We start from the raw sequence: 23,493 nt of genomic DNA, 5'->3' as shown, positions 1-23,493 counted from the left end.
GACACGACTCCGGACCTGAATTGCGCACATCGGGCGTCTGCGGTGCTGGGCCGCGCGCCGGGCGCGGCGATACACTCGCGGCGGGAGCGGCGTCGGGGGCGCCGCGCGAGAGGACGCGGGTCATGGCCGAAGGCCGTGCGCCGGCGGGGTCGCCGGTCATCCTGGTCGCGGGCGCCGGGCGGGGCCGGGTCGTGCACGAGCTCGCCCGGCGGTACGGCGCCGACTACGAGGTGCAGGAGCATCCGGATGCCTCGTCGGCGCGCACGGCGGTCGAGCATCTCGCCGCGCGGGGCGGCCGGCTCGCGATCGCGCTGACCGCGCTCGACGCCGTCGGAGCCGACGAACACGTCCTCGCCGAGATCCGCCGCGCGTTCCCGGACGCCCGCCGGGCGTTGCTGCTCGACTGGGGCGATTGGGGCGACGAGTCGGCGACCGCGAGGGTGCTCGCACTGATGGCGCGGGCCGCCGTCGAGACGTACCTCGTCGCGCCGCGGCACAGCCCCGACGAGGCGTTCCACCGGGGCGTCACCGAACTGCTGCGCGACTGGGCTCGCGCTACGGGCGCCGACCGGCCCGGGTACGTGCTGGTGGGCGACCCGGCTCGTCCGCGCACGCACGCGCTGCGCGCCCGTCTCGACCGCACCGGCGCCCAGGTGCGCACGCTCGCGCCGTCCGACCCGGCGGCGCAGGATCTGCTCGCGCGGGCGGGCGTGCGAGCCGATGCCGACCGCCCCGGTGCCGAGACGCCGCCGATCGTCGCCACCGAGCTCGGGCAGGTGCTCGTCGACCCCGATGATGCCGCGCTGGCGCGGGCGGCGGGTCTGCGCACCGATCTGCCCGATCGCCCGGTCGAGCTGGTGATCGTGGGCGCGGGCCCGGCGGGGCTCGCGGCGGCGGTGTACGCGGCGAGCGAGGGGCTCGACGCGCTGGTGCTCGAGGCGGCGTCGATCGGCGGGCAGGCGGGCGGCAGTTCGCTGATCCGCAACTACCTGGGCTTCGCGCGCGGCGTCCCCGGCGGCGACCTCGCCTTGAACGCGTACCGGCAGGCGTGGCTGTTCGGTGCCCGGTTCGCGCTCGCGCGCCGCGCGACGGGGTTCGCGCGCACCGCCGACGGCGGTTTCCGCATCGAGGTCGGCGGTGCGGGCGAGGAGCACTCGGGGGTCACCGCCCGCTCGGTCGTGGTCGCGACGGGGGTCGACTACCGTCGTCTCGCGGTGCCCGCGCTCGACCCGTTCATCGGGGCATCCGTCTTCTACGGGGCGTCCTCGGTCGAGGCCCGCGGCCAAGCGGGACGCGACGTGCTTGTCGTCGGGGGCGGCAATTCCGCGGGTCAGGCGGCGCTGCACCTGGCCCGGTTCGCGCGGTCGGTCGCGCTCGTGGTGCGCGGCGAGCACCTCGCCGAGAGCATGTCGCAGTACCTGATCGCCCAGCTCGAGGCGGCCGGCGTCGGGGTGATCGGCGATTCGCGCGTCGTCGATGTCGGGGCCGACGCCGACGGAACGCTCGCGACCGTCGTGCTCGAGCACCGCGACGGCTCCCGAGATACGGTCACGGCGCAGGCGCTGTTCATCACCATCGGCGCGCGCCCGCGCACCGACTGGCTGGGAGATGCGGTGCTGCGCGACCGGTGGGGTTCGATCCTCACCGGTCCGCAGATCGCCGAGCAGGATGCTTCGGCCTGGCCGGGCGACCGCGAGCCCGACCCGCTCGAGACGTCGCTGCCCGGATGCTTCGCCGTGGGCGACGTGCGTCGGGGCTCGCTGAAGCGCGTGGCGGCCGCGGTGGGCGAAGGATCGGCGGTCGTCTCGGCCGTGCACCGGCACCTCGGTCCGCACACGGGCGGGTGAGGCATCCGGTCGACGCATCCGACCGCGCCCGCGATGCTCCGCGGCTGGTTAGGCTGAGTCGATGTCGTTCGATCCGCGGAGCACCCCCGTCGACCGGCGCGCCGAGCAGGAGCTCGAGGCGCGCGGACTCCGCTATCGGCAGGTGGATCCGTCCGACCAGGCGGCGTTCGACGCGTGGTCGCAGGCCGACGCCCGCGGCTTCCACCATCCGCGCCCGCGCGAGGTCGACCTGGTGCACGAGCGGCGGGTGTTCGCCGACCGCCTGGTGCGCGGCGTGTACGACCCGGCTTCGGCGACGCCGGCGATCCCGATCGCGACGGTGTCGAGCTGGCCGACCGGGCTCAGCGTGCCGGGCGGCCGCAGCCTCGACGCCTGGGCGGTGAGCTCGGTCACCGTCGCGCCGACGCACCGCCGGCGCGGCATCGCCCGATCGCTCATGCAGGCCGAGCTGCGCGACGCGGCGTCCGCGGGCGCCGCGATCGCGATGCTGACCGCGACCGAGGCGACGATCTACGGCAGGTACGGCTACGCGCCGGCGACGCGCATGGCGACCGTGCGGGTCGACCGGCGGCGGGCGCACTGGATCGGTGCGGATGCCCCGGGCCGGGTGCACCTCGTCGACCCGGCTTCGTTGCGCGAGCTCGCGCCGCAGCTGGTGCGCCGGGCGGTGTCGCGCACGCCGGGCGAGATCGACCGCTGGCCTGCGCTGCTCGACCGGGTGCTCGGCCTGGTCGATCCCGAGTCCGAGCGCAGCCGCAGCATCCGCGCCGTGCGGTACGACGACGAGCGCGGCGAGACGCAGGGGTTCGCCACCTATCGGGTGGTGCGCGATCCCGACCGGCCGGGTGTGCTCGAGAGCGACTTCATCGCCGCCGCGACGGACGATGCCGAGCGCGCGATCTGGCGGGTGTTCTGCGAGATCGACTTCGTCGACGAGGTGCGGGTGCAGCTGCGCTCGGTCGACGAGCCGCTGCCGTGGCTGCTCGAGGATGCCCGGGCGGTGCGGTTCGACGACGTCGGCGACCACCTGTGGCTTCGCGTGCTCGACCCGGTCGCCGCGCTGTCGGGCCGTCGGTTCGGGGGCGCGGGGACGCTGCGGCTCGAGGTCGACGATCCGCTCGGGTTCGCGGGCGGGGCGTTCGAACTGGATGCCTCGACCGACGGCCGCGCCGAGGTGCGGCGGGTCGAGGGGGCGGATGCTCCGGGCTCGGTGCCGGTCGGCGGTTCGCGCCGTTCGCGGCAGCCGCACGGTCTGCGACTCGGGGTCCGCGAGCTCGGGTCGATGCTGCTGGGCGGGGTGCGGGCCACCACGCTGGCCCGCGCCGGCCGTGTCGTCGAGCACTCGCGCGGGTCGTTGGCGCTCGCCGATCGGCTCTTCTCGTCCGACCGCGAACCCGCTCTGACGATCTGGTTCTGACCTCGGGCTCGCTCCCCCGATCTCGCACCGCGCCGCCCTCTGCGCCGCCCTCCGCGCTGCGCTCCCTGCGTGCCTCCCGTTCGAGGCACATCCCGCCCTCCGGCACTTACTCACCTGTCAGTAAGTTGTAGAACCGTTATCTCTATTTTGTTCGGCAGCCCGCGAATTGCGCGATCATGGCGATTGCCCTCGCCAAAGCCGACGAGGGAACCAGGAGGGGTCGACCTCACCTTTGAAGAAGGGGAGAGCCGTGAAGAAATCTTCATTGGTCTCTGCTGCCGCACTCGCCGGAGTCTCGGCGCTGCTGCTGGCAGGTTGTTCGGGCAACGACGGTGGAGGCACCGGCGACGAGGGCGGCGAAGCCTCGACGCGCGCCTGCGTGATCCTGCCCGACGCCGAGTCGTCGCCGCGCTGGGAGAACTTCGACCGCAAGTATCTGCAGGAGGGTCTCGAGGCAGCCGGCTTCGAAGCCGACATCCAGAACGCGGGCGGCGACGTCAACAAGTTCTCGACGATCGCCGACCAGCAGCTCACCCAGGGCTGCGGCGTCATGCTGCTCGTCGACTACCAGGGCGCCGCCGAGGGCGTGGCCGCCAAGGCCTCGGCCGAGGGCATCCCGGTCATCGCGTACGACCGTCCGTTCGCCGGCGCCGACTACTACGTCTCGTTCGACAACGTCGAGGTCGGCCGCCTGCAGGGCCAGACCGTGCTCGACGGCCTCGAGGCCGCCGGCAAGGACCCGGCTTCGGCGATCGTCGTCTACATGGGCGGCGACCCGACCGACGGCAACGCGAAGATGTTCCACGACGGCGCCGTCGAGGTCATGGAGGCGGCGGGCATCACCGCTGCGGCCGAGCCCCCGGGCGTCTGGGACGGCGAGAAGTCGGCGACCAACTTCGAGCAGGCCCTCACCGGCCTGGGCGGTGTGGTCGACGGCGTCTGGGCGGCGAACGACACGAACGCCGACGGCGTGATCGGCGTGCTCCAGCGCAACGGCCTGACCGGCGTCGCGGTGTCCGGCCAGGACGCGAACATCGCGGGTCTGCAGAACATCCTCACCGGGTGGCAGACCGCCACGGTGTACAAGCCCGTCAAGCTCGAGGCCGAGGCGGCCGTCGAGGTCGCCGTCGCGCTGCTGAGCGGCGAGACCCCGAGCGCCGACCAGGAGCTCGAGGACGGCACGCCGTACATCGCCGTCACCCCGGTGCTCGTCGGTCCGAACGAGGTGCAGCAGGTGGTCGACGCCGGCGACGCCTCCGCCGACGAGATCTGCACGGGTGAGATCGAGGGCGTCAGCCTCGCCGACAAGTGCGCGGAGTTCGGCGTAGGGTAAGCGGCACGCTCGGGGGGCGTCGCGTGAGCCAGCGCGACGCCCCTCGGCCGTCGGGTACCCGAGACGACGCACATGAACCGCAAGGAAGCGAGCATGACAGAACCGATCATCGAGCTCAGGGGGGTCAAGAAGTCCTTCGGCCCCGTGACCGTCCTGAAAGGCGTGAACCTCAGAGTCCACCCCGGCAAGGTCACCGCCCTCGTGGGCGACAACGGCGCCGGCAAGTCGACCCTCATCAAGGGTCTCGCCGGCGTCCAGCCCTACGACGAGGGCGAAGTCCTCATCGACGGGGTCCACCACGACCTGCACACCCCCCGCGAAGCGGCCGGCCTCGGCATCGAGGTGGTGTACCAGGACCTCGCGCTCTGCGACAACCTCGACATCGTCCAGAACATGTTCCTCGGGCGCGAGGAGCTCGCGACCGGCACGCTCGACGAGGGTCGCATGGAGAAGGAGGCGTCGGACACGCTGCGCTCCCTCTCGGTGCGCACGGTGCGCTCGATCCGCCAGAAGGTCTCGAGCCTGTCGGGCGGTCAGCGCCAGACGGTCGCGATCGCGCGTGCGGTGCTGAAGAAGGCGCGGGTCGTCATCCTCGACGAGCCGACCGCCGCACTCGGCGTCGCCCAGACCGAGCAGGTGCTCGCACTCGTCCGGCGCCTCGCCGACCAGGGCGTGGCCGTCATCCTGATCAGCCACAACCTCGCCGACGTGTTCGCGGTCGCCGACCACATCGCGGTGCTGTACCTCGGTCAGATGGTCGCCGAGCTCGACACGGTCGACACCAACCGCGACGACGTGGTCGGGTACATCACCGGCACGAAGACGCAGGACGGTTCGCCGCTGCTCAACACCAGTTCCACCTCTTCGATCGACCCAGGAGACCTCGCATGAGCCAGGCCACCCGCACCGAGGCATCCCCCGACCCGATCGCGGGCGACCTCATCGGCAGCGGCGTCGAAGGCGGCGTGCTCGATCAGGTGAACGCCTGGTGGCAGCGCGTGCGCGCCGGCGACATGGGCGCCCTCCCCGCCGTCGGCGGCCTGGTCGTGCTCACGATCCTGTTCGCGACGCTCAGCCCGTTCTTCCTCACCGAACGCAACTTCGCGAACCTGCTCAACCAGGCGGCCACCCTCGTCATGCTCGGCATGGCGCTGGTCTTCGTCCTGCTGCTCGGCGAGATCGACCTTTCGGCGGGCGTCACCGGCGGTGTCGGCATGGCGCTGTTCGTCGTGCTCGTCACGAAGCTCAGCACGCCGTGGCCGCTCGCCCTGCTGCTCGGGTTCGGCGTCGGCATCGCGACCGGTGCGCTCATCGGGTTCTTCGTGGCGAGGGTCGGCATTCCATCGTTCGTCGTCACGCTGGGTCTGTTCCTCGCGTATCAGGGTCTGGCGCTGCTCGTCATCGGCGACGGCGGCCTGTACAAGGTGCAGATCCCCGAACTGCTCGCCCTGCAGAACAGCAACCTGCCGGTGTGGGCGGGCTGGGCGATGCTGGGCGTGATCCTCGCGGTCTCGGCCGGCACGTCGTTCTGGGATCGTGCCCGCCGCACCCGCGCCGGCGTGCCGAACCGGGCGATCGCCCTCGTCTGGGTCAAGCTCGGCGTGATCGCCGTCATCGGCGGCGCGGTGGTGTACATCCTGAACCAGAACCGCGGCCAGTCGGTCGTGGCCGTGCAGGGCGTGCCGATCATCGTCCCCGTGACGCTGCTCATCCTGTGGGCCGGCACGTTCGTGCTCGACCGCACCCGGTTCGGCCGCTACCTCTACGCCATCGGCGGCAACGCCGAGGCGGCGCGTCGCTCGGGCGTCAAGGTGCGCTGGATCAAGTGGTGGGCGTTCGTCATCTGCTCGAGCCTCGCGGTCGTGTCGGCGCTGTTCAGCGTCACCCGCGTCGGCTCGGTCGACGCGACGGTCGGTCGCGACATCGTGCTGTCGGGCGTCGCCGCGGCGGTCGTCGGCGGCGTGAGCCTGTTCGGCGGTCGCGGCCGGCTCGTCCACGCTGCGATCGGTGCGCTGGTGATCGCGGTCATCACGAACGGCCTGGGGCTGCTCCACCTGCCGGCGGGTGTGAACTTCATCGTCACGGGCGGCGTGCTCGTGCTCGCGGCGACGGTCGACGCGGTGTCGCGGCTCCGCGCGGGCGGCACGTCTCGAACCTGACGTCGTACTGGGCGACAGCGACGGATGCCACGGGCCTGTGCCCGTGGCATCCGTCTGTTCCGGGGCGGCGCCCCTAGATCGAGTCCTGCCTCGGGAAGACGACCTTCTCGATGATGATGATGAGCGACGCGGCGACGGGGATCGCGACCAGCGCGCCGAGCACGCCGCCGAGCGTGCCGCCGGCGACCGCCGCGATCACCACGAGGGCGCCGGGCACCGACACCGCACGGTTCATGATGCGCGGGCTGATGACGTAGGCCTCGACTTGCATGTAGACGACGTAGTAGATGATCGCGACGAGCGCGGTCAGCGGCGATGCGGCCAGGCAGACGAGCGAGATCACCAGCGAACCGGTGAGCGTGCCCACGAGCGGCACCAGCGAGAACAGGAACGCGATGAACGCCAGCAGGATCGGCGACGGCGCCCCGATGATCGACAGGAGGATGAAGCTCAGCACACCGTTGATGAGGCCGAGCGTGACCTGCCCGATGACGTACCGGCCCACCGACCCCGTGATCTCCTCGGAGAGCTCGAGGAACTTCGAGCGGCTCGTCGCCGGCACGAAGCGGGCCGCGTACTTCTCCATCGAGCGCAACGACGCCATGAAGTACAGCATCAGGATGAGCACGATGACGACGCCGGTGAACCCGCCGGCGATGCCGGCGCCGACGGCGAGCACACCGCCGCCGAGGGAGGCCAGGTGGCCGGGATCCTGCAGCCACACGAGGAAGTCCTCGATGGTGCTCTGCAGCTCGAAGTCGGGGAACAGGTTCTGCAACCACACGACGACGGGGTTGTGCAGCACGTTGTCCTGCACCTCGTCCCAGTTCTCGACGATGATCGTCGTCTGCTCGATGATGATCGGCACGATGGTCGCGACGAGCAGCGCCACCACGCCGAGCACCGTCGCGATGATGATGAGGATCGCGACCCAGCGCGGCATCCACTGCTCGAGCCAGCTGACGACCGGGTCGAGTCCGAGCGCCAGGAACAGCGCGAACACGACGTAGAGGATGACGGTCGACAACTGCCCGAGCACCCCGCCGAGCAGGATCGCGGCGAGCACGCCGAGCGCTCCGACGAATCCGATGCGGAACGCCCGCACCTTGATCTCGGGGGCGCGGCTGTCGCCGTCTCCGGTGACCTCCGCCGCGGGCGGCGGGGGCGGGGGGATCTTCGGCGCAGGGCGCCGGCGTCGCACGACAGCCATATGCCGAAGATACGGTGCACCACCGGCCCCGGTCGAGACCCTTGCGGCGCGCCGACCCGGCGGGCTATGGGTGCAGCTCGGCGGCGGGCACGATCTCGCCGTCGAGCGTGCGGACCCACCGAGCCCGCGTCGCGCGGTACTCGGCGTGGGTGGTGAAGCGGTACCGGTACGCGCGCACCCGCACCCATCGCGGCCGTTCTCCGGCGAAGGGGTCGTGGGCGAGCAGGCGCAGCGTCGGGGCATCCGCTTCGAGCAGCCGCAGCAGGAACCGCTCGAACCAGGGTTCCCACCTCCGCCCCAGCGGCAGGAACCACATCAGCCAGTCGAGGCGCAGGTGGTAGGGCGCCCACTGCCGCGGCACGGCGCGCACGTCACCGGGCTTGCCCTTGAAGCCGTACTCGCGCCAGTTCGCGTCGGGATCGTCGGGATCCGAAGCATCCGTGCCCTCGACGACGTACTCGATGCGGCGCTTGGTGACGGTGCCGAACGCACCGTATGCGTTGCCGAGCATGAACCGGTTGAAGCTCGCGTTCATGAGCTGCCGCTTCGTGAACAGGTTGCGCAGCGGCGCCCAGGCGAGCAGCAGGAACAGCACGGATGCGACGAGCACCGCGATCGCCCACCACAGCGGCGTGCCGGCGGTCTCGGCACCGAGGTCGGCGGGGATCGCCGGGATCGCCCAGTGCCACGCCGAGTCGGTGATCGCCGACGCGGCGAGCACGACGGTGATCCAGTTCAGCCACGCGAAGTTGCCGGTGAGGATGAGCCAGAGCTGGGTGAGCACGATCACCGCGGCCGCAGTGCTCGCGACGGGCCCCGGCACGAACAGCAGGAACGGCACCGCGAGCTGCGCGACGTGGTTGCCGATCACCTCGAGCCGGTGGAACCACGGCGGCAGCAGGTGCGCCTGTCGGCTGAGCGGCCCCGGCATCGGCTGCGTCTCGTGGTGGTACATGAGCGCCGTGAGGTCGCGCCACTCGCGCCCGCCGCGGATCTTGATCATGCCGGCCCCGAACTCGAGCCGGAACACCAGCCACCACACCGCGATCAGAATCGTCAGCGGCGGCGGCTCGTGCACCGAGCCCAGGAACGCGACCGTGAACAGCGCCTCGCACAGCAGCATCTCCCAGCCGAAGCCGTAGAACGTCTGGCCGACGACCACGATCGACAGGTAGAGCACCCACATCGCGAGGAAGACGAGGAGCGGCACCCAGGGCGGGCCGAGTTGCGGCAGCCCCGAGACGACGGATGCCCCGAGCACGATGCCGGCCCACGCGACCGCGACGAGCCGACGATCGGAGTACCGCCACCAGCGGAACAGACTCGGCCCGCGCAGCCGCCCGCCCGTCGCGCGCACGAGCTGCTGCACCGGCAGCAGCCCGTGCTCACCGAGCAGGACGCGGAACTGGTTCAGCGTCGACCAGAACGCGACGATCGCGATCGCGGCGACCCCGCGCTGCAGCACCTGCCGGGCGATCTCGTGGTCGCCTGCGTCGAACCAGCCGAGCCAGCCGAGCCAGTCCATGACCACGCCGATCCCGTGCGTCCCGTCAGAACGAGTTGAGGTACACCCAGGGCAGGCGGTCCATCATGAGCCGGTGCCGGTCGAGGTCGGCGTCGGGCGCGTCGTCGGGCACGGCCGGTCGGTCGGCGTGCTCGCCGTCGGCGTCGAACTCGGCGTCCTCCTGCCAGACGAGGACGGTGCGATCGCGCTGGAACCGCGACACATACGGCCGGATGTCACGACTCGCGAGATCTCGCAGCGCGGCGTCGACCGACTCATGGCGCTGCAGGGTGTGCAGGGTCACCCAGGTCGGCGGCCAGAGCGTCATGGCGCCCTGCGCGTGCCGTTCGAGCGCGTCGACCGGGCGGATCCACTCGACCGCCATCACCTCGTCGGGTGCGAGGCGCAGCTCGCCGTCGGGGACGCGCACCGCGAAGAACGTCGTGATCAGGCGCTTCTGCGCGCCCTCGGGCGGAGTCCACCGTGAGAACGGCACGAGGTCGACCGGGTCGATGTCGAGCCCGACCTCCTCACGGGTCTCGCGTGCGGCGGCACGCCGTGCGGCCCACTCGCTGTGCTCGGCGTCGCCGCCGAGGTCGGCCTCGTCGACCGCGCCGCCGGGGAACACCCATGCTCCGGCGAACGAGCCGCGGTCGCGTGGGCGCTCCGCGAGCAGCACCTCGACGCCGAGCTCGCCGTCGCGCAGGAGCACGACGGTGGCGGCGTACCCCGGGTCGGTACCGGCGACCAGCTGTTCGAGATCGCTCACATCTGTCAGGGTATGCCCGCCGCCCCCGCCGGTCGAGCGCTCCGGACGCCGCAGGGCATCGCGCCGGGTCTCGACGCGCTCGCCGGCGCTCGCTGCTCGACCGGCGGATGGCCGGTCTCGCTAGGCTGCCGCGCATGGAGCATCCCTCGGTCGCGCTCGTGCGCGCCCCCAACCCCGGCCCGATGACCCTCGACGGCACGAACTCGTACGTGCTGCGTGCGCCCGGGGCATCCGGTTGCGTGGTCGTCGACCCGGGCCCGCTCGACGAGGGCCATCTCGACGCGCTCGCCGCGCACGGCCCGGTCGAGCTGATCCTGCTCACGCACCATCATCACGACCACAGCGATGCGATCGACGCGTTCCATGCGCGCACGGGCGCGCCGGTGCGCGCGGTCGACGCGGCCTGGTGCCGCGATGCGGCCCCGGTCGCCGACGGCGAGCGCATCACCGCGGCGGGGCTCGATCTCGAGATCCTCGCGACGCCGGGCCACACCGCCGATTCGCTGTGCGTGGTGCTCCCCGGCGAGGGCGAGCACGGCGCCGTGCTCACGGGCGACACCGTGCTCGGCAGCGGCACGACGATCATCGCCGACCCCGACGGCGCGCTCGGCCCGTACCTCGACTCGCTCGCGCGGCTGCGCGAGCTCGGCACGCCGGGCCCGGTCGCGGTGCTGCCCGGTCACGGCCCCGAACTGCCCGATCTGCGCGCGATCTGCGAGGCGTATCTCGCGCACCGCGAGGAGCGGCTCGCGCAGGTGCGCGCGGCGCTCGCGGCGATCGGACCGGATGCCTCGGCCGAGGCCGTGACCGACGTCGTGTACGGCGACGTCGACCCGGCGGTGAGGTTCGCGGCCGAGGCATCCGTTCGGGCGCAGCTCGCGTACCTGCGCAGCTGAGGCCGGCGGCGGCTCAGTTCGCGAGCGCGAAGCCGCCCGACCAGCTGATCTGCTCGCGCACCGCGAGCACCATCTGCTGGAACCCGATCGCCTCGAGCTCGCGCGCACGTGCGAGCGAGCCCGCGTCGGCCGCCAGCACGCCGCCCGCGCGCACGACGTCGGCGAGCAGATCTTTCGCGGCCTGGTCGTCGCCGGCGATGAGCACGGTGGTGGGGGCTTCGCCGACGGCCTTCGACGCGAGGGTCGCGGCGAAGTTGGTGTTGAACGCCTTCACGACCTTCGATTCGGGCAGCGCCTGGGCGAGCTCGGCGGCGGCCGACCCGTCGGCCGGCACGACGAGCGAGTCGAATGTGGCGAAGTCGACGGGGTTGGTGAGGTCGACGACGACCTTGCCCGCCAGCTGCTCGCGGCGCCCCGCGACGATCTCGGCGAGGGCGGGGTACGGTACGGCGAGCACGACGATCTCGCCGGTCGGCGCCTGCGACGCGTCGCGCCCGATGAACTCGACGGTGTTACCGCCGGCTTCCACGATCCGGCCGATCGCCGACCCCATGTTGCCGTTGCCGATGATGCTGACGGTGGTCATGACGCTCCTTCAATTGATTGTTGAGACAACCAACACCTTACGCCCGGAAAGTTGTTTCGTCAACTAATGCGATAGGATGCCCCCATGACCGACACGACCTGGCTCACGCCCGAGGAGTCCGCCGCCTGGGTGCGGCTCATCGCCGTCGCCGAACTGCTGCCGGTCGCCCTCGACGCGCAACTCGGCGCCGACGCCGGCCTCACGCACTTCGAGTACCTGGCGCTCGGCTCGCTCGCGGCCGCACCCGACCGCACGCTGCGCATGACGGCGCTCGCGGCCGCGACCAACGCGACCCTCCCCCGCCTCTCGCACGTCATGCGCCGACTCGAAGACCGTGGGCTCGTGCGCCGGTTCCCCTGCCCCGAAGACCGCCGCGCGACGAACGCCACCGTCACGGCCGACGGTCTCGACCTCGTCGAGCGCGCGGCACCCGGCCACGTGACGACCATCCGGCGCTCGGTGCTCGACGCGCTCACCCCCGAGCAGCTCGAACAGCTCTACGCCATCGGCGGAGCCATCCTCGAGCGTCTCGACCCCGACACCCGGCTCGACGCCAGCAGCTGCCAGTTCAGCGAGGGCCCGATACGGCGCGCGGGCTGAGCCCGCGTCCCGGCGACGACCGCCGGGCGACCCCCGATCAGCGCGGCTGGTAGGTGAGGCAGTCGGCCGCGTCGGCGCCCGGCCCCACCCGCACGGCGGTCGCGGTGCACTCGAGCGACGAGTTGTGCACGCACTCGGCGCGCTGACACGCGCCCACGTGCGAGATCACCTTGTCGAGCCCGCCCTTCGACCCCAGCGGAATGAACGTGGCGCACTCGGCGTCGCCGACGCCGCCCGCGATGGTCACCGCCGCAGCGTGGCAGTTCGAGTGGTCGTTGTAGCTGCAGCCGAGCACCGCACACTCGGTGACGCGGGGCAGATCGTCGATGGTCATGCTCATGATGGGCCTCCGGACGCTCGTCGTTGCGGCCGATGGTACGCCTCCCACGGCCCGTCCGATAGCAAGGTGAGGCTGCCCTTTCCGCAGATCAGCGGCGGTTTTCAGGTAAGGATTGCCTCACCTTCGCGGCGGTCCGGACGACCGGCGGGGCTGTTCGGTTGGGTCGGGCGGGTCTCGATCCGACCGCGATCCGGCATCGGTCGGGCAACGATCCGACGCTGCGCTCGAACGGATGCCGCGGGCGCGGCAGGCTCGGAACATGCCCCGGATGTTCCGCTCGACGATCGCCGTGCTCGTGCTCGTGCCGCTTCTCGCGGGCTGCTCCACCGCCCAGGTCATCCTCGACGCCTGCCCCGCGATCGGCTGGATGAACTCGCTCGAGGTGAGGCTCGACGGTGCACGGGCGGGCGAGGTCGCGCTCGTCGAGCTCTGCGACGAAGCCGGATGCTCCGTGCCAGGCCCGACCGCGGCGACGGATCCGCCGACCGCAGGCCCGTGGTACTCCGGCGAGGATCTCGGCACGGGAGTCTGGCGCTTCACGCTCGACATGTCGGCCCCCGAGGAGTTCGACCTCATCGCGTACGGCCCCGGCGTCACCGAGCTCGCCCGCGAGTCGTTCACCGCCGAGTGGCACCGCGTGGGCGGCTCCGCGCAGTGCGGCGGCCCGATGGCCACCGACCCCGTCGAGTTCGTCATCGACTGAGCCGCACCCCCCTCGCCGGGGCATCCGGCCTGGGGCAGGATGGGCGCATGGATGCCGCGTCCGCCCTCGATGAGATCGCGCGCCTGCTCGAGCAGGAGCTCGCGAACCCCTACAAGGCGAAGGCGTTCCGCCGGGCGCTCGGGGTGATCGAACCGCTGTCGGGCGACGAGCTCGCCGCGAAGCTCGCCGACGGCAGTCTGAAGCGCACCCCGGGCATCGGCGACACCACGTACGAGGTCATCGCCGAGGCATCCGCCGGGACTGTCCCCGCGTACCTGGCCGACCTGCGCGAGAAGGCCGGTGTCGGCGAGGTGCGCGCGGGCCTGCGCGCCCTGCTGCGCGGCGACCTGCACTGCCACAGCGAGTGGTCCGACGGCACCACGTCGATCGCCGCGATGGCGCGCGCCGCGGCGGGGGCCGGGCTCGAGTACGTCGCGCTCACCGACCACTCCCCCAGCCTCCGGGTCGCGAACGGGCTCACCGCCGAGCGGCTCGCGTCGCAGCTCGAGATCGTCGAAGCGCTGAACTCCTCGGGCGAACTCGGCGTGCGGATCCTGCCGGGCATCGAGGTCGACATCCGCGAGGACGGCTCGCTCGACCAGACTCCCGAGATGCTCGACCGGCTCGACGTGGTCGTCGCCAGCGTGCACTCCAAGCTGCGCTCGCCTCGCGAGGCGATGACCGAGCGGATGCTCCGCGCCGTCGCCGACCCGCACACGAACGTGCTGGGGCACTGCACGGGCCGGCTCGTGCGCGGCTCCCGCGGCACGCGGCCGCAGTCGGAGTTCGACGCCGAGGCGGTCTTCGCCGCCTGCGTGGCGAACGGGGTGGCGGTCGAGATCAACTCGCGGCCCGAGCGCGAGGACCCGCCCGACGAGCTCATCGCGCTCGCCCTCGACGCGGGATGCCTGTTCTCGATCGACAGCGACGGGCACGCGCCCGGCCACTCCGCCTTCCTCGCGCTCGGCGCGGCGCGCGCCGAGGCGGCGGGCATCCCGCCCGAACGCATCGTCACGACCTGGCCGGTCGACGACCTGCTGGCCTGGTCGCGCCGCAACCGCTGAGCGCATGCCCGCGCTGGCGGCTCAGGCCGGCGCGTTGTCGGGGTCGACCGTCTCCGCGGTGTCGGCCTCCACCGCGTTGTCGACCTCGAGGTCGTCGGCGTCGGGCCCGTTCACCTCGGGCACCCCGTCGGGTGCGGGCTCGGGCGACGTCGCCGCCACTCGCTCCAGCCGGTCGTCGTGCGCGTCGCTCATCGCGGACCTCCTCGATCGGATGCCTCGAGCCTGCCCGTGCGGCGGTGCCGCGGCAACGCCTTGACATCCGATCGCCCGCGCGCCCTTCCGCCGGGCCGACGCGCGGCGGCAGAATGGGCCGAGGGGCGCACGGCAGCGCCGGCGAGGAGGAACCGATGGCCACCGAGGCGATGCTCTGGGCAGTGCTCGGCACGATAGGGGCGGTCGGCGGGGTGCTGCTGCTCGCCGCGCTCTGGTCGCTGGTGAGGGCGCCGAAGCAGCGCTGAGATGCCGCAGCGCAGCGCCGGGCTGCTGCTCGTGCGCCGCAGGCCCGGGCTCGAGGTGTTCATCGCGCACCTCGGCGGCCCGTTCTGGGCGCGCAAGACCGAGGGCGCGTGGTCGATCCCGAAGGGCGAGGTCGGCCCCGGCGAGGACGACGCCGCCGCGGCGCGGCGCGAGTTCGCCGAGGAGATCGGCACCGCACCGCCGGAGGGGGCCGTCGCCGACCTCGGCGAGGTGCGCTCCGCCTCGGGCAAGGTCGTGCACGTCTTCGCGGTCGAGGTCGACGACTTCGCGGTCGAGCGGGTCGCCAGCAACGAGTTCGAGCTCGAGTGGCCGCCGCGGTCGGGTCGGGTGCAGCGGTTCCCCGAGATCGACGGGGCCGGATGGTTCGGGCTCGACGCCGCACGCCCGCTGCTGTCCGCGGGGCAGCGGGCGGCGCTCGATCTGGTCGGGCAACGATTCGGCAACGAGGGGCTCTCAACTCCGTAACGAGCGGCTCCGGCGCACCGCGGTGACTCCTTCGGGGGGCACCATGGAATGGTGACCGGGTCGGATGGCGTCGTCCCCTCGCGGGCCGCCGCGGGGGCCGTCGTCGCGCCCGCCGTCATCGGGGTGCTGGCCGCGCTGGCGCTGCTCGCGCTCGGGCAGGCGCCCATCATCTGCAACGGCGTCCAGGTGTGCCCCGAGCCCGGAGCCCGCTTCGACGTCGCGATCTGGTGGACGGCGATCGTGGTCGCGCTCGCGGCCGCCGCCGCCCTCACGGGTGCGCGCGCCACGACGTCGCGGCGGGTCCTCGTCGCCCGCATCCTGTTCGTGCTGCAGATCGCCGCCACGTTCGCCGGCGCGATCGCGACGCTCGCGGTCGGCGGGTTCACCATTCCGCTGTTCTACCTCTGAGGCCGGCTCGCTCCGCGGCCGATCCGGCTCCGTGCGCTCGATTACGCTCGGAGGATGTCGCATCTTCACCCCGAGACGGTCGCCGTGACCGCCGGCCGCCCCTCGCACGACTCCGACCAGCCCCTGAACGTGCCGATCCATCTCGCCTCGACCTACGTCGCCGGCGGCGAGCTCGAGTACGGCCGGTACGGCAATCCGTCGTGGACGGCCTTCGAAGATGTGCTGGGCGCACTCGAGGGCGGGCGCTGCATCTCGTTCGCCTCGGGCATCGCGGCCACGTCGGCGGTGCTCGACCTGGTCGCGCCGGGCGGCATCGTCGTCGCCCCGCGGCACTCCTACACCGGCACCGTGCTGCAGCTCGAAGATCGCGCGGCGGCGGGCCGCGTCGAACTGCGGCTCGTCGACCTCACCGACACCGACGCGGTGATCGCCGCATGCGACGGCGCCGCGATGCTCTGGTTCGAGTCGCCGACGAACCCCGCGCTCGAAGTCGCCGACATCGCCGCGCTCACCGCGGGCGCGCACGCGCACGGCACCCTCGTGGTCGTCGACAACACGTTCGCCACGCCGCTGCGGCAGAAGCCGCTCACGCTCGGCGCCGACCTCGTCGTGCACTCGGCGACGAAGGCGATCTCGGGGCACAGCGACCTCATCATGGGCGCGGTGATCGCCGCCGACGCCGCGCACGCCGAACAGCTCGTCGCCCGCCGCTCCCTCGGCGGGGCGGTGCCGTCGGCGTTCGAGGCGTTCCTCGCGCTGCGGGGGCTGCGCACGCTCGCCGTGCGGCTCGACCGCGCCGAGGCGACCGCCCGCGAGCTGGTCGCGCGGCTCAGCGACCACCCGCGGCTCGAGCAGGTGCGCTACCCCGGGTTCAGCACGATCGTCTCGATCGTGCTGCGCGGCGGCGCCGAGGCCGCCGATGCGCTCACGGTCTCGACGAAGCTCTGGATCCACGCGACGAGCCTCGGCGGCGTGGAATCGACGTTCGAGCGCCGGCGCCGCTGGGCGGCCGAGGCCGAGACCATCCCCGACGGGCTGGTGCGGCTCTCGGTCGGGCTGGAGCATCCCGACGATCTGGCCGACGACCTGATCCGCGCCCTCGACGCGATCGGCTGAGCCGGCCGCGAGCGGTCAGCTCGCGTGCCCGTCGAACAGCAGCGTCGGCACCGACCCGAACGGCATCGACCGGACGCGCAACCGCCGAACGTCGTCGGCGGCGAATCCGGCGCCCGCCAATGCGGCCGCGGTGTCGCGGTCCCAGTGGCAGCCGTGGCAGACCCGCGCCGAGATGGGCGTCGCGAGCCGCTGCACCACCCGCTTGACCGTGTGCGGCGGTGCGACGACGTGATCGACGAACACGACCCGGCCGCCCGGCACCAGCACCCGGCGCACCTCGGCGAGGGCGTGCGCCGGGTCGGCGACCGAGCAGAGCACGTAGGTGCCGACGACCGCGTCGACCGATGCGTCGGGCAGCGGGATCGCCTCGGCGACGCCGTCGATCGGCGCCGCATCGTGCCGCCATTCGCGCGCGCGGATCGCGAGCTCGGCACGCCGCGCGGGGTCGGGTTCCAGGCCGACCCACGCGACATCCGGATGCAGCGCGCCGAAGTTCTCGCCGTCGCCCGCGCCGATCTCGAGCACGCGACCGCGCACCCGTCCGACGAACTCGCGCTCGAGGTCGTCGAGGGCGTCGTCGTCGATGAGCGGGGTCGTCTGGCGCGTCACCGGGCCATGCGACCACGCCGGGGGCGGTGCGTCAAGCCAGCCGCGGGCTACGCCGCGCGACCGCCGAGCGCGTCGAGGAGGTCGGCGAACGGCGCCCCGGCGACGGTCTCGACGCGCCAGCCCGCCTCGCCGGGCACGATCACCGATGCCGAGAGGTTGGCGAGCGGCGGGTAATCCCCGGCGGCGTGTCCGCTCACGGCGGCGAGCGCGTGCCGGATGAACGTGCCGTGCGCGACCGCGAGCACGCGAGCTCCGGGGTGCGCGTCGGCGAGGCGCGCGAGGCCGTCGAGCGCTCTGCCGCGGACGGCGTCGTCGGACTCCATGCCGGGGATGTCCCGCTCGGGCCAGCGCGCGCGCATGTCGGCCACCAGCATCCCCTCGGCGACGCCGTAGTCCTGCTCGACCAGCTCGTGGTAGGCGCCCGCGACCGGCAGCGCGAGCTCCTCCGCGAGGATCGCGGCGGTCTCGCGGGCGCGGGCGAGCGTCGAGCTGACGACCAGGTCCCACGGTTCGGCGGCTAGCAGGGATGCGGCGTCGCGCGCCTGCGCACGGCCGGTGTCGTTCAGCGGGACGTCGCTGCGCCCCTGCAGCCGCCGCGCGGCGTTCCAGTCGGTCTGGCCGTGGCGGATGAGGGCGATCGTCATGGCTCCAGCCTATGAGCGGAGGCTGGACGTTCACGCACCGCCGAGGCCCACCCGGTCGGGCACCTGTGCGGCGACGGTCGGCAGCCACCGGTCGACGTCGGGCCACGCCCGGCCGGTCGGCAGCCTGCGCAGCAGTCGGGCGAGCGAGTCGTCGGCGTCGGGCCACGGGATGACCCGGGTCGGCGACGCCTCGGCGACGACGCCGAGCCACCAGTGCTTCCAGGTCGTCGGCAGGTTCTCGGGGTGGAGCACGACGTAGTAGTCGGGCACGTGCATGGCCCGGCGCGCGGATGCCTCGACGGCGCGTTCGATCTCGAGCTCGAGCACCTCGAACGTGGACTGGTCGTCGAAGAACTCGACCCACGCGGCGGCGACATGTCCGAGCGGGTCGTGGTCGTGCACGACGTACGGCTTCGCACCGGCGGCCGACCACCGCGAGACGTCGACGTCCGAGGCATCCGGCGCGTCGCCGAAGGTGGTCGCGCGCACGTTCGGGAACCGTTCGAGGGCGTGGATCGCGGTCGCCGCCTCATCACCGACGACGACCAGCGTGGTGCTGACCGGTGGCTCCATTTCCGCAGTCTACGTCGGTCGACAGCTACGGGGCGGGCGGCCGGGCCGGTGGCATCCGTCTCACCTGACCCGTCTTCTCGGCGACCGGCAGCAGCATGAGCGGCCGGGCGAGCACCCAGCCGATCGCCATCACCGCGACCGACGCGGCGAAGACCGCGAAGCCGACCCAGTCGTCGACGTCGCGCGACGTGTACATCACGTTGAGGTTGCGCAGCACGCCCGTCGCGAAGACGAGCACGACGTGCACGAACGTGAAGGCGAGCAGGAACAGCATGGTCGGGAAGTGCCAGGCCCGGGCGACCTTCTCGGTCGGCAGCGCGGCGATGCGGCCGGTCGGGGGCCACACGGGCGACAGCCGCAGCCCGGTGACGATCGCGACGGGCGCGGCGACGAACACGACGACGAAGTAGCTCAGCACCTGCAACGCGTTGTAGACCACCCACGCGTTCTCGGTCGGCCACTCGAGCGACGCGTACTGCAGGGCGACCGAGATCGCGTTCGGCACGACGCTCCAGTCGGTCGGCACGATGCGCACCCACTGGCCGGTCGAGAACAGGAGCACGACGTAGACGATGCCGTTCAGCACCCAGAACGCGTCGACCCAGAGGTGCAGCCAGAGCGAGATGCCGAGTCGGCGCGGCGCCCGCTTCGTGCGGGGCCAGCGCGAGTTGTCGCGGGTCCAGAACGCCGTCGGTCGCTGCTTGGCGCGCAGGATCAGCCCGGTGCGCACCAGCATCACGAGCAGGAACGCGTTGAAGAAGTGCTGCCAGCCCACCCATGCGGGGATCCCGACGGGCGCCCAGTCGGGCAGCGGCGCGTCCCCGGGGTAGGTCTCGACGAACGCGGCGACCTCGGGGAGGGTGCGCACCCACTTCGCGAGCAGGACGACGAGCGCGAACGCGACGACCGCGGCGAGCGCCCACCTGGTGACGCGCTTCCAGGAGACGTCGGCGAGCGCGGTGCGGATGGTGGGGTCGGGCACCAGATCACGATGGCAAACCGGATGCCCCGGCGCAACATGAGCGTCGGTGCGCGACGAACCCGGCTCGGCTACGCCGACATCTGGTCGACGCCGTCGCTCGTGACCGGCGAGATCAGCCCGAAGACGTTGCGGTCGGGGTCGAGCAGGTAGCCGACCCGGCCCACCCCCTCCAGGTCGGCGAGCGCCACCGCCTCGGTCGCGCCGAGCGCGAGGCCCTTCGCGTAGACCGCGTCGATGTCGCCGTCGACGCCGATGACGAGGTTGCAGCCGTTCACCGGTGCGCCGATCTCGGGCGATCCGGTGCTCGCGGGCAGGCCGTCGGCGCCGCGTCGGGTCAGGCCGCCGTTGATGCCGTGCCCGGCTTCGCCGGCGTTGCGGACCGACCCCTCGCCGGTGTCGATCGCCCAGTACTCCGTCTCGCCGAAGCGGGTGAACCGCCAGCCGAGCAGTTCGGAGTAGAAGTCGATGAGCCGCTGCGGCTCGGACGCGTGGATCTCGAAGTGGACGACGAGGTTCGCCATGATCTCCCCCTGTGGTCGCCGCGCGCCGGGGTCGCGGCGCGGCACACGCTACGCGCCGCGGCCCGGGGCCACCACCCCCTAGATCTCGGCGTGGCCGAGCAGCGGTGCGGCGACGAAGCGCGCGGATGCCTCGGCGAGCGCCTCGAACTCGAGCACGACGAGCTCGTTCCGCCCGGGTCGGGTGACCGGCTCGGGCACGATGAGCGTGCGCTGGGGTCCGCGTCGCCAGTAGCGGCCGAGCAGGAACCCGTTGGCCCAGACGAGCCCCTTGCCCCAGTCGCCGGTGTCGAGGAACAGGTCGGCCGCCGCGTCGAGGTCGAACGCCGCGGTCCAGAACCGCGGGCCGGCGACCGGGCCCGCCGCGACGTCGGTCGCGGCATCCGCCCACTCCGTCGCGAGCCGGGGCACCCGGTCGAGGTCGAGCGGCCGGGCGCGCCATCCGCGCAGGTCCTCCCCGTCGAGCGCGACGCCGCCGATGAGTCCCTTGTGCTCGCCGATGCGCGGGCCGTAGTTCACGCGGCCCTGGTCTTCGACGACGATCGCGAGCTCGCCGCGGGCGGCGGGCAGGTGCAGGGCGCGCTCGTGCGCATCGCGCGCGAGGACGCCGACGGGTTTCCCGTCGACGAGCACCCACGCGCGGTCGCGCACCTCCTCGCCGACGACGAGGGTCGCCGGGCCGTCGCACGCGGGTCGGCCGGGCAGCTCGGTCGTGAAGATCGCGATGCCGCGGTCCTGGCCGAGGTCGTCGAGGCTGGGCAGGGCATCGTGATCGGATCCCTCGCCGAGCCGGTCGGCGACGGCGAGCAGCGCGGGCCCGGGCACGAGGGTCGCCTCGAACCCGGGTGCGGGGGCGGGCGGCGACGGCACCTCCTCGGGCACCGGTGCGTATCTCGCGATCACCTCGCGGAACGCGAAGTACTTCCCGGTCGGATGCCCCGCCTCGTCGAGCGGCGCGTCGTAGTCGTAGCTCGTCGTGATCGGCGCGTAGCGGCCCTTGTCGTTGGCGCCGTTCGTGAGGCCGAAGTTCGTGCCGCCGTGGAACATGTAGATGTTCACGGACCCGCCGGCCGCGAGGATCGCGTCGAGTTCCGCGGCGCTCTCCGAGGCATCCGTCACGTGGTGGTGGGAGCCCCAATCGTCGAACCATCCGCACCAGAACTCCATGCACATCAGCGGGCCGGTGGGCTGGAACTCGCGGAGCGCCGCCATCCGCTCGGCCGCCCGCGAACCGAACGAGCCGGTGAGGTGCAGGCCGGGCAGGCTGCCGTCGGCGAGCATCTGCGGGACGGGCTGATCGATGGTGGTCAGCGGCACCGTGATGCCGGCCTCGCGTGTGACCCGGACGAGCTCGGCGAGGTAGTCCTTGTCGGCGCCGTACGCGCCGTACTCGTTCTCGATCTGCACGAGCACGACCGGGCCGCCGTCGTCGATCTGGCGGGGCGCGACGATCTCGTACACCCGCTCGAGATACCGCGTGACCGCATCGAGGTAGCGCGGTTCGCTGCGGCGCACGCCGACCTCGGCGTCGCGGAACAGCCAGGCGGGCAGGCCCCCGTTGTCCCACTCGGCGCAGATGTACGGCCCGGGGCGCACGATCGCGTGCATGCCTTCGGCGGCGACGAGATCGAGGAACCGGCCGAGGTCGAGTGCCTCCGTGGCATCCCACTCGCCTCGGCGCGGTTCGTGCGCATTCCACGCGACGTACGTCTCGATGGTGTTCAGCCCCATGAGCCGGGCCTTGCGGATGCGGTCGGCCCAGAGATCGGGGTGCACCCGGAAGTAGTGCAGTGCACCCGCGAGGATGCGGTGCGGCCGGCCGTCGAGCTCGAAGTCGGTCGCGCCGATGGCGAAGCGGCTCATGGTTCTCCTGTGATCGGGCGGGTCAGCGGTTGACGCTGAAGCCCTGGTCGTTGCCGTAGGCGACGAGCTTGTCCTGCCAGTCGGCGAGGCCGTCGTTCAGGTCGCCGGCGTTCGCGTACGACTGGCCGACCGTGTCGCCGAAGATGCTGTTCGCGTACACCTGGTACGGCAGGTACTGCCAGCCGCTCGACACGTCCTTCGACGCCTGCACGAGCACCTCGTTGATCTTCTGGCCGCCGAAGTAGTCGGACTCGTACGCCAGGAACGCGGGGTCGTTGAGCTCGGCGGTCGTCGACGGGAACCCGCCCGACTCGAGGAAGACCTCGATCGACGCGGGGTCGCTGTTCAGCCAGCGGAGGAACGCCGCGGCCAGCGCGGGGTTCTTCGACTGCTTCGTCACCGACTGCCCGCCGCCGCCGTTCTCGGCGGACACCGGGGTGCCGTCGTAGGTCGGCATCGGCGCGACCGCCCAGTCGCCGGCCGCGTCGGCCACGCTCGACTCGAGCACGCCGGGCATCCAGGCGCCGGTCACGAGGGACGCGATGGATCCGTCGCCGAGGCCCTGGTACCACTCGTCGGTCCAGCCGGGGGTCTGCGAGAGCAGGCCCTCCTCGATGAGCTGGTTCCAGACGCCCGTCCACTGCCGGGTGCCCTCGTCGGCGAGGTCGATGGTGATGTCGGTGCCGTCGACCGCGAAGGGGCGACCACCGGCCTGCCAGATCATGCTCGTGGTGAAGCCCGCGTCGCCCGTGTCGGAGGTGATGTACTTCGTCGGGTCGGCGGCGTGGAGCTGACGTGCGGCCTCGACGTACTCGTCCCAGGTGGTCGGCACGGCGATGCCGTACTGGTCGAACACGGCCTTGTTGTAGAACAGCGCCATGGGGCCCGAGTCCTGCGGCAGGCCGACGAGCTTGCCGCCCACGTTCACGGCGCCCCAGGTGGACGCGCTGAACTGGTCCTCCAGTTCGTCGAGCCCGTACTCGCCGAGGTCGACGAGCGAGTCCGACAGTGCGAACTGCGGGATGGCGTAGTACTCGATCTGCACGACGTCGGGGGCGCCCGACCCGGCCTTGATCGCGTTCTGCAGCTTCGTGTACTCCTCGGTGTTGGTGCCGGCGTTGACGAGTTCGACGTCGACGTTCGGGTACGCCTTCTCGAAGGCGGCGACCTGCGCTTCGGCGCTGGGGGTCCAGCTCCAGTAGGTGAGCTCGCCGCCGGCTTCGAGGGCGGCGTCGAGGTCGGTGGCGTCGCCTGAGCCCGAGCCGCCGTCGGGCGACGAGGTGCAGGCGGCGAGCGCGACGGTGGCGAGCGCGGCGGTCGCCGCGACGGCCAGGGTGCGCCGGAGTGCGGTGCGGTGGGTGGACATGTGCGTGGTTCCCTTCACTTCTTCGTGCGGTGCGTGGTGCATGG

At 72.3% G+C, this 23,493-nt stretch carries 25 protein-coding genes; 12 read left to right on the top strand and 13 right to left on the bottom strand.

What is annotated here, in order from left to right; translation table 11 throughout:
- The first annotated feature begins 122 nt into the window (after positions 1 to 122).
- From MTO99_RS18970 to MTO99_RS18950, 5 genes are all read left to right on the top strand, one after another.
- Positions 123 to 1,847, top strand: a complete 1,725-nt coding sequence (locus tag MTO99_RS18970; RefSeq protein ID WP_243555819.1) for an NAD(P)/FAD-dependent oxidoreductase — start codon at positions 123 to 125, stop codon at positions 1,845 to 1,847.
- Positions 1,848 to 1,908: 61 nt separating this feature from the next.
- Positions 1,909 to 3,264 (top strand): GNAT family N-acetyltransferase, encoded by a 1,356-nt coding sequence (locus tag MTO99_RS18965; RefSeq protein ID WP_243555817.1) that lies wholly within the window; start codon positions 1,909 to 1,911, stop codon positions 3,262 to 3,264.
- Positions 3,265 to 3,514: 250 nt separating this feature from the next.
- The gene (locus MTO99_RS18960) at positions 3,515 to 4,597 is read left to right on the top strand and encodes a sugar ABC transporter substrate-binding protein (protein ID WP_243555815.1); all 1,083 of its coding nucleotides are present in this window, start codon (positions 3,515 to 3,517) and stop codon (positions 4,595 to 4,597) included.
- A 93-nt stretch (positions 4,598 to 4,690) separates the two neighbouring features.
- Positions 4,691 to 5,488: an ATP-binding cassette domain-containing protein gene (locus tag MTO99_RS18955; RefSeq protein ID WP_243555813.1), complete on the top strand. Its 798-nt coding sequence runs from the start codon at positions 4,691 to 4,693 to the stop codon at positions 5,486 to 5,488.
- A complete protein-coding gene (locus MTO99_RS18950) occupies positions 5,485 to 6,756 on the top strand; it encodes a sugar ABC transporter permease (protein ID WP_243555811.1) in 1,272 nt (423 codons plus the stop codon). Before MTO99_RS18955 ends, MTO99_RS18950 begins: the two co-directional genes overlap by 4 nt.
- A gap of 73 nt (positions 6,757 to 6,829) precedes the next feature.
- Here the strand turns inward: MTO99_RS18950 and MTO99_RS18945 are convergent, their stop codons facing one another.
- The 3 genes from MTO99_RS18945 to MTO99_RS18935 all read right to left on the bottom strand — a co-directional run bounded on the left by MTO99_RS18945 (position 6,830) and on the right by MTO99_RS18935 (position 10,239).
- A complete protein-coding gene (locus tag MTO99_RS18945) occupies positions 6,830 to 7,966 on the bottom strand; it encodes an AI-2E family transporter (protein WP_243555809.1) in 1,137 nt (378 codons plus the stop codon).
- A gap of 64 nt (positions 7,967 to 8,030) precedes the next feature.
- A complete protein-coding gene (locus MTO99_RS18940; RefSeq protein ID WP_243555807.1) occupies positions 8,031 to 9,491 on the bottom strand; it encodes a lipase maturation factor family protein in 1,461 nt (486 codons plus the stop codon).
- 25 nt (positions 9,492 to 9,516) lie between these two features.
- Positions 9,517 to 10,239, bottom strand: coding sequence for an NUDIX domain-containing protein (locus tag MTO99_RS18935; RefSeq protein WP_243555806.1), 723 nt, complete (start codon positions 10,237 to 10,239; stop codon positions 9,517 to 9,519).
- Positions 10,240 to 10,373: 134 nt separating this feature from the next.
- Between MTO99_RS18935 and MTO99_RS18930 the strand changes: the two genes are divergently transcribed.
- Positions 10,374 to 11,135: an MBL fold metallo-hydrolase gene (locus MTO99_RS18930; protein WP_243555804.1), complete on the top strand. Its 762-nt coding sequence runs from the start codon at positions 10,374 to 10,376 to the stop codon at positions 11,133 to 11,135.
- Positions 11,136 to 11,148: 13 nt separating this feature from the next.
- On the opposite strand, the gene MTO99_RS18925 is transcribed toward MTO99_RS18930, so the two are convergent.
- Entirely contained in the window at positions 11,149 to 11,721 is a 573-nt protein-coding gene (locus MTO99_RS18925) for an NADPH-dependent F420 reductase (protein WP_243555803.1), read from the bottom strand.
- Between the two features lie 84 nt (positions 11,722 to 11,805).
- Here MTO99_RS18925 and MTO99_RS18920 point away from each other — a divergent pair, with 84 nt between their 5' ends.
- A complete protein-coding gene (locus MTO99_RS18920; RefSeq protein WP_243555801.1) occupies positions 11,806 to 12,321 on the top strand; it encodes a MarR family winged helix-turn-helix transcriptional regulator in 516 nt (171 codons plus the stop codon).
- Positions 12,322 to 12,358: 37 nt separating this feature from the next.
- On the opposite strand, the gene MTO99_RS18915 is transcribed toward MTO99_RS18920, so the two are convergent.
- On the bottom strand, positions 12,359 to 12,661 hold the full coding sequence (locus tag MTO99_RS18915; protein WP_243555799.1) for a DUF1540 domain-containing protein: 303 nt from the start codon (positions 12,659 to 12,661) through the stop codon (positions 12,359 to 12,361).
- Positions 12,662 to 12,920: 259 nt separating this feature from the next.
- Between MTO99_RS18915 and MTO99_RS18910 the strand changes: the two genes are divergently transcribed.
- Together MTO99_RS18910 and MTO99_RS18905 are read left to right on the top strand one after the other, a co-directional pair.
- On the top strand, positions 12,921 to 13,364 hold the full coding sequence (locus tag MTO99_RS18910) for a hypothetical protein (RefSeq protein WP_243555797.1): 444 nt from the start codon (positions 12,921 to 12,923) through the stop codon (positions 13,362 to 13,364).
- Between the two features lie 47 nt (positions 13,365 to 13,411).
- Positions 13,412 to 14,428, top strand: coding sequence for a PHP domain-containing protein (locus tag MTO99_RS18905; protein WP_243555796.1), 1,017 nt, complete (start codon positions 13,412 to 13,414; stop codon positions 14,426 to 14,428).
- Positions 14,429 to 14,449: 21 nt separating this feature from the next.
- On the opposite strand, the gene MTO99_RS18900 is transcribed toward MTO99_RS18905, so the two are convergent.
- Complete coding sequence (locus MTO99_RS18900; protein WP_243555794.1) at positions 14,450 to 14,620, bottom strand: hypothetical protein; 171 nt, start codon at positions 14,618 to 14,620, stop codon at positions 14,450 to 14,452.
- Positions 14,621 to 14,887: 267 nt separating this feature from the next.
- On the opposite strand from MTO99_RS18900, the gene MTO99_RS18895 reads away from it, so the two are divergent.
- Genes MTO99_RS18895 through MTO99_RS18885 form a run of 3 tightly spaced genes read left to right on the top strand, consistent with a single transcriptional unit; the run spans position 14,888 to position 16,894 of the window.
- Positions 14,888 to 15,370: an NUDIX hydrolase gene (locus MTO99_RS18895; RefSeq protein ID WP_243555792.1), complete on the top strand. Its 483-nt coding sequence runs from the start codon at positions 14,888 to 14,890 to the stop codon at positions 15,368 to 15,370.
- A 51-nt stretch (positions 15,371 to 15,421) separates the two neighbouring features.
- On the top strand, positions 15,422 to 15,778 hold the full coding sequence (locus MTO99_RS18890; protein WP_243555790.1) for a hypothetical protein: 357 nt from the start codon (positions 15,422 to 15,424) through the stop codon (positions 15,776 to 15,778).
- 54 nt (positions 15,779 to 15,832) lie between these two features.
- Positions 15,833 to 16,894, top strand: a complete 1,062-nt coding sequence (locus MTO99_RS18885; protein WP_243555788.1) for a trans-sulfuration enzyme family protein — start codon at positions 15,833 to 15,835, stop codon at positions 16,892 to 16,894.
- A 15-nt stretch (positions 16,895 to 16,909) separates the two neighbouring features.
- On the opposite strand, the gene MTO99_RS18880 is transcribed toward MTO99_RS18885, so the two are convergent.
- The 7 genes from MTO99_RS18880 to MTO99_RS18850 all read right to left on the bottom strand — a co-directional run bounded on the left by MTO99_RS18880 (position 16,910) and on the right by MTO99_RS18850 (position 23,449).
- Entirely contained in the window at positions 16,910 to 17,503 is a 594-nt protein-coding gene (locus tag MTO99_RS18880) for a class I SAM-dependent methyltransferase (RefSeq protein ID WP_243555786.1), read from the bottom strand.
- Between the two features lie 47 nt (positions 17,504 to 17,550).
- On the bottom strand, positions 17,551 to 18,147 hold the full coding sequence (locus MTO99_RS18875; protein ID WP_243555784.1) for a histidine phosphatase family protein: 597 nt from the start codon (positions 18,145 to 18,147) through the stop codon (positions 17,551 to 17,553).
- Positions 18,148 to 18,177: 30 nt separating this feature from the next.
- Positions 18,178 to 18,720, bottom strand: coding sequence for a hypothetical protein (locus MTO99_RS18870; protein ID WP_243555782.1), 543 nt, complete (start codon positions 18,718 to 18,720; stop codon positions 18,178 to 18,180).
- Positions 18,721 to 18,745: 25 nt separating this feature from the next.
- A complete protein-coding gene (locus MTO99_RS18865; protein ID WP_243555773.1) occupies positions 18,746 to 19,702 on the bottom strand; it encodes a cytochrome b/b6 domain-containing protein in 957 nt (318 codons plus the stop codon).
- 68 nt (positions 19,703 to 19,770) lie between these two features.
- Positions 19,771 to 20,223 carry a VOC family protein gene (locus tag MTO99_RS18860; protein ID WP_243555771.1) on the bottom strand — a complete coding sequence of 151 codons (453 nt, stop codon included), beginning with the start codon at positions 20,221 to 20,223 and terminating at the stop codon, positions 19,771 to 19,773.
- Positions 20,224 to 20,301: 78 nt separating this feature from the next.
- On the bottom strand, positions 20,302 to 22,083 hold the full coding sequence (locus tag MTO99_RS18855; RefSeq protein WP_243555769.1) for a glycoside hydrolase family 35 protein: 1,782 nt from the start codon (positions 22,081 to 22,083) through the stop codon (positions 20,302 to 20,304).
- A 22-nt stretch (positions 22,084 to 22,105) separates the two neighbouring features.
- Positions 22,106 to 23,449 (bottom strand): ABC transporter substrate-binding protein, encoded by a 1,344-nt coding sequence (locus tag MTO99_RS18850; protein ID WP_243555767.1) that lies wholly within the window; start codon positions 23,447 to 23,449, stop codon positions 22,106 to 22,108.
- Between the last annotated feature and the right edge of the window lie 44 nt (positions 23,450 to 23,493).

It is taken from the genome of Agromyces larvae, from assembly GCF_022811705.1.
GTDB lineage: Bacteria > Actinomycetota > Actinomycetes > Actinomycetales > Microbacteriaceae > Agromyces > Agromyces larvae.
This window is presented reverse-complemented; position numbering and strand designations above follow the sequence as displayed.

Coding starts and splice junctions, on each gene's coding strand:
- MTO99_RS18915 (WP_243555799.1), bottom strand. CDS start 12,661: ATGAGCATGACCATCGACGATCTGCCCCGCGTCACCGAGTGTGCGGTG.
- MTO99_RS18855 (WP_243555769.1), bottom strand. CDS start 22,083: ATGAGCCGCTTCGCCATCGGCGCGACCGACTTCGAGCTCGACGGCCGG.
- MTO99_RS18850 (WP_243555767.1), bottom strand. CDS start 23,449: ATGTCCACCCACCGCACCGCACTCCGGCGCACCCTGGCCGTCGCGGCG.
- MTO99_RS18900 (WP_243555794.1), bottom strand. CDS start 14,620: ATGAGCGACGCGCACGACGACCGGCTGGAGCGAGTGGCGGCGACGTCG.
- MTO99_RS18945 (WP_243555809.1), bottom strand. CDS start 7,966: ATGGCTGTCGTGCGACGCCGGCGCCCTGCGCCGAAGATCCCCCCGCCC.
- MTO99_RS18940 (WP_243555807.1), bottom strand. CDS start 9,491: ATGGACTGGCTCGGCTGGCTCGGCTGGTTCGACGCAGGCGACCACGAG.
- MTO99_RS18925 (WP_243555803.1), bottom strand. CDS start 11,721: ATGACCACCGTCAGCATCATCGGCAACGGCAACATGGGGTCGGCGATC.
- MTO99_RS18860 (WP_243555771.1), bottom strand. CDS start 20,223: ATGGCGAACCTCGTCGTCCACTTCGAGATCCACGCGTCCGAGCCGCAG.
- MTO99_RS18970 (WP_243555819.1), top strand. CDS start 123: ATGGCCGAAGGCCGTGCGCCGGCGGGGTCGCCGGTCATCCTGGTCGCG.
- MTO99_RS18965 (WP_243555817.1), top strand. CDS start 1,909: ATGTCGTTCGATCCGCGGAGCACCCCCGTCGACCGGCGCGCCGAGCAG.
- MTO99_RS18895 (WP_243555792.1), top strand. CDS start 14,888: ATGCCGCAGCGCAGCGCCGGGCTGCTGCTCGTGCGCCGCAGGCCCGGG.
- MTO99_RS18905 (WP_243555796.1), top strand. CDS start 13,412: ATGGATGCCGCGTCCGCCCTCGATGAGATCGCGCGCCTGCTCGAGCAG.
- MTO99_RS18870 (WP_243555782.1), bottom strand. CDS start 18,720: ATGGAGCCACCGGTCAGCACCACGCTGGTCGTCGTCGGTGATGAGGCG.
- MTO99_RS18950 (WP_243555811.1), top strand. CDS start 5,485: ATGAGCCAGGCCACCCGCACCGAGGCATCCCCCGACCCGATCGCGGGC.
- MTO99_RS18885 (WP_243555788.1), top strand. CDS start 15,833: ATGTCGCATCTTCACCCCGAGACGGTCGCCGTGACCGCCGGCCGCCCC.
- MTO99_RS18955 (WP_243555813.1), top strand. CDS start 4,691: ATGACAGAACCGATCATCGAGCTCAGGGGGGTCAAGAAGTCCTTCGGC.
- MTO99_RS18910 (WP_243555797.1), top strand. CDS start 12,921: ATGCCCCGGATGTTCCGCTCGACGATCGCCGTGCTCGTGCTCGTGCCG.
- MTO99_RS18920 (WP_243555801.1), top strand. CDS start 11,806: ATGACCGACACGACCTGGCTCACGCCCGAGGAGTCCGCCGCCTGGGTG.
- MTO99_RS18875 (WP_243555784.1), bottom strand. CDS start 18,147: ATGACGATCGCCCTCATCCGCCACGGCCAGACCGACTGGAACGCCGCG.
- MTO99_RS18930 (WP_243555804.1), top strand. CDS start 10,374: ATGGAGCATCCCTCGGTCGCGCTCGTGCGCGCCCCCAACCCCGGCCCG.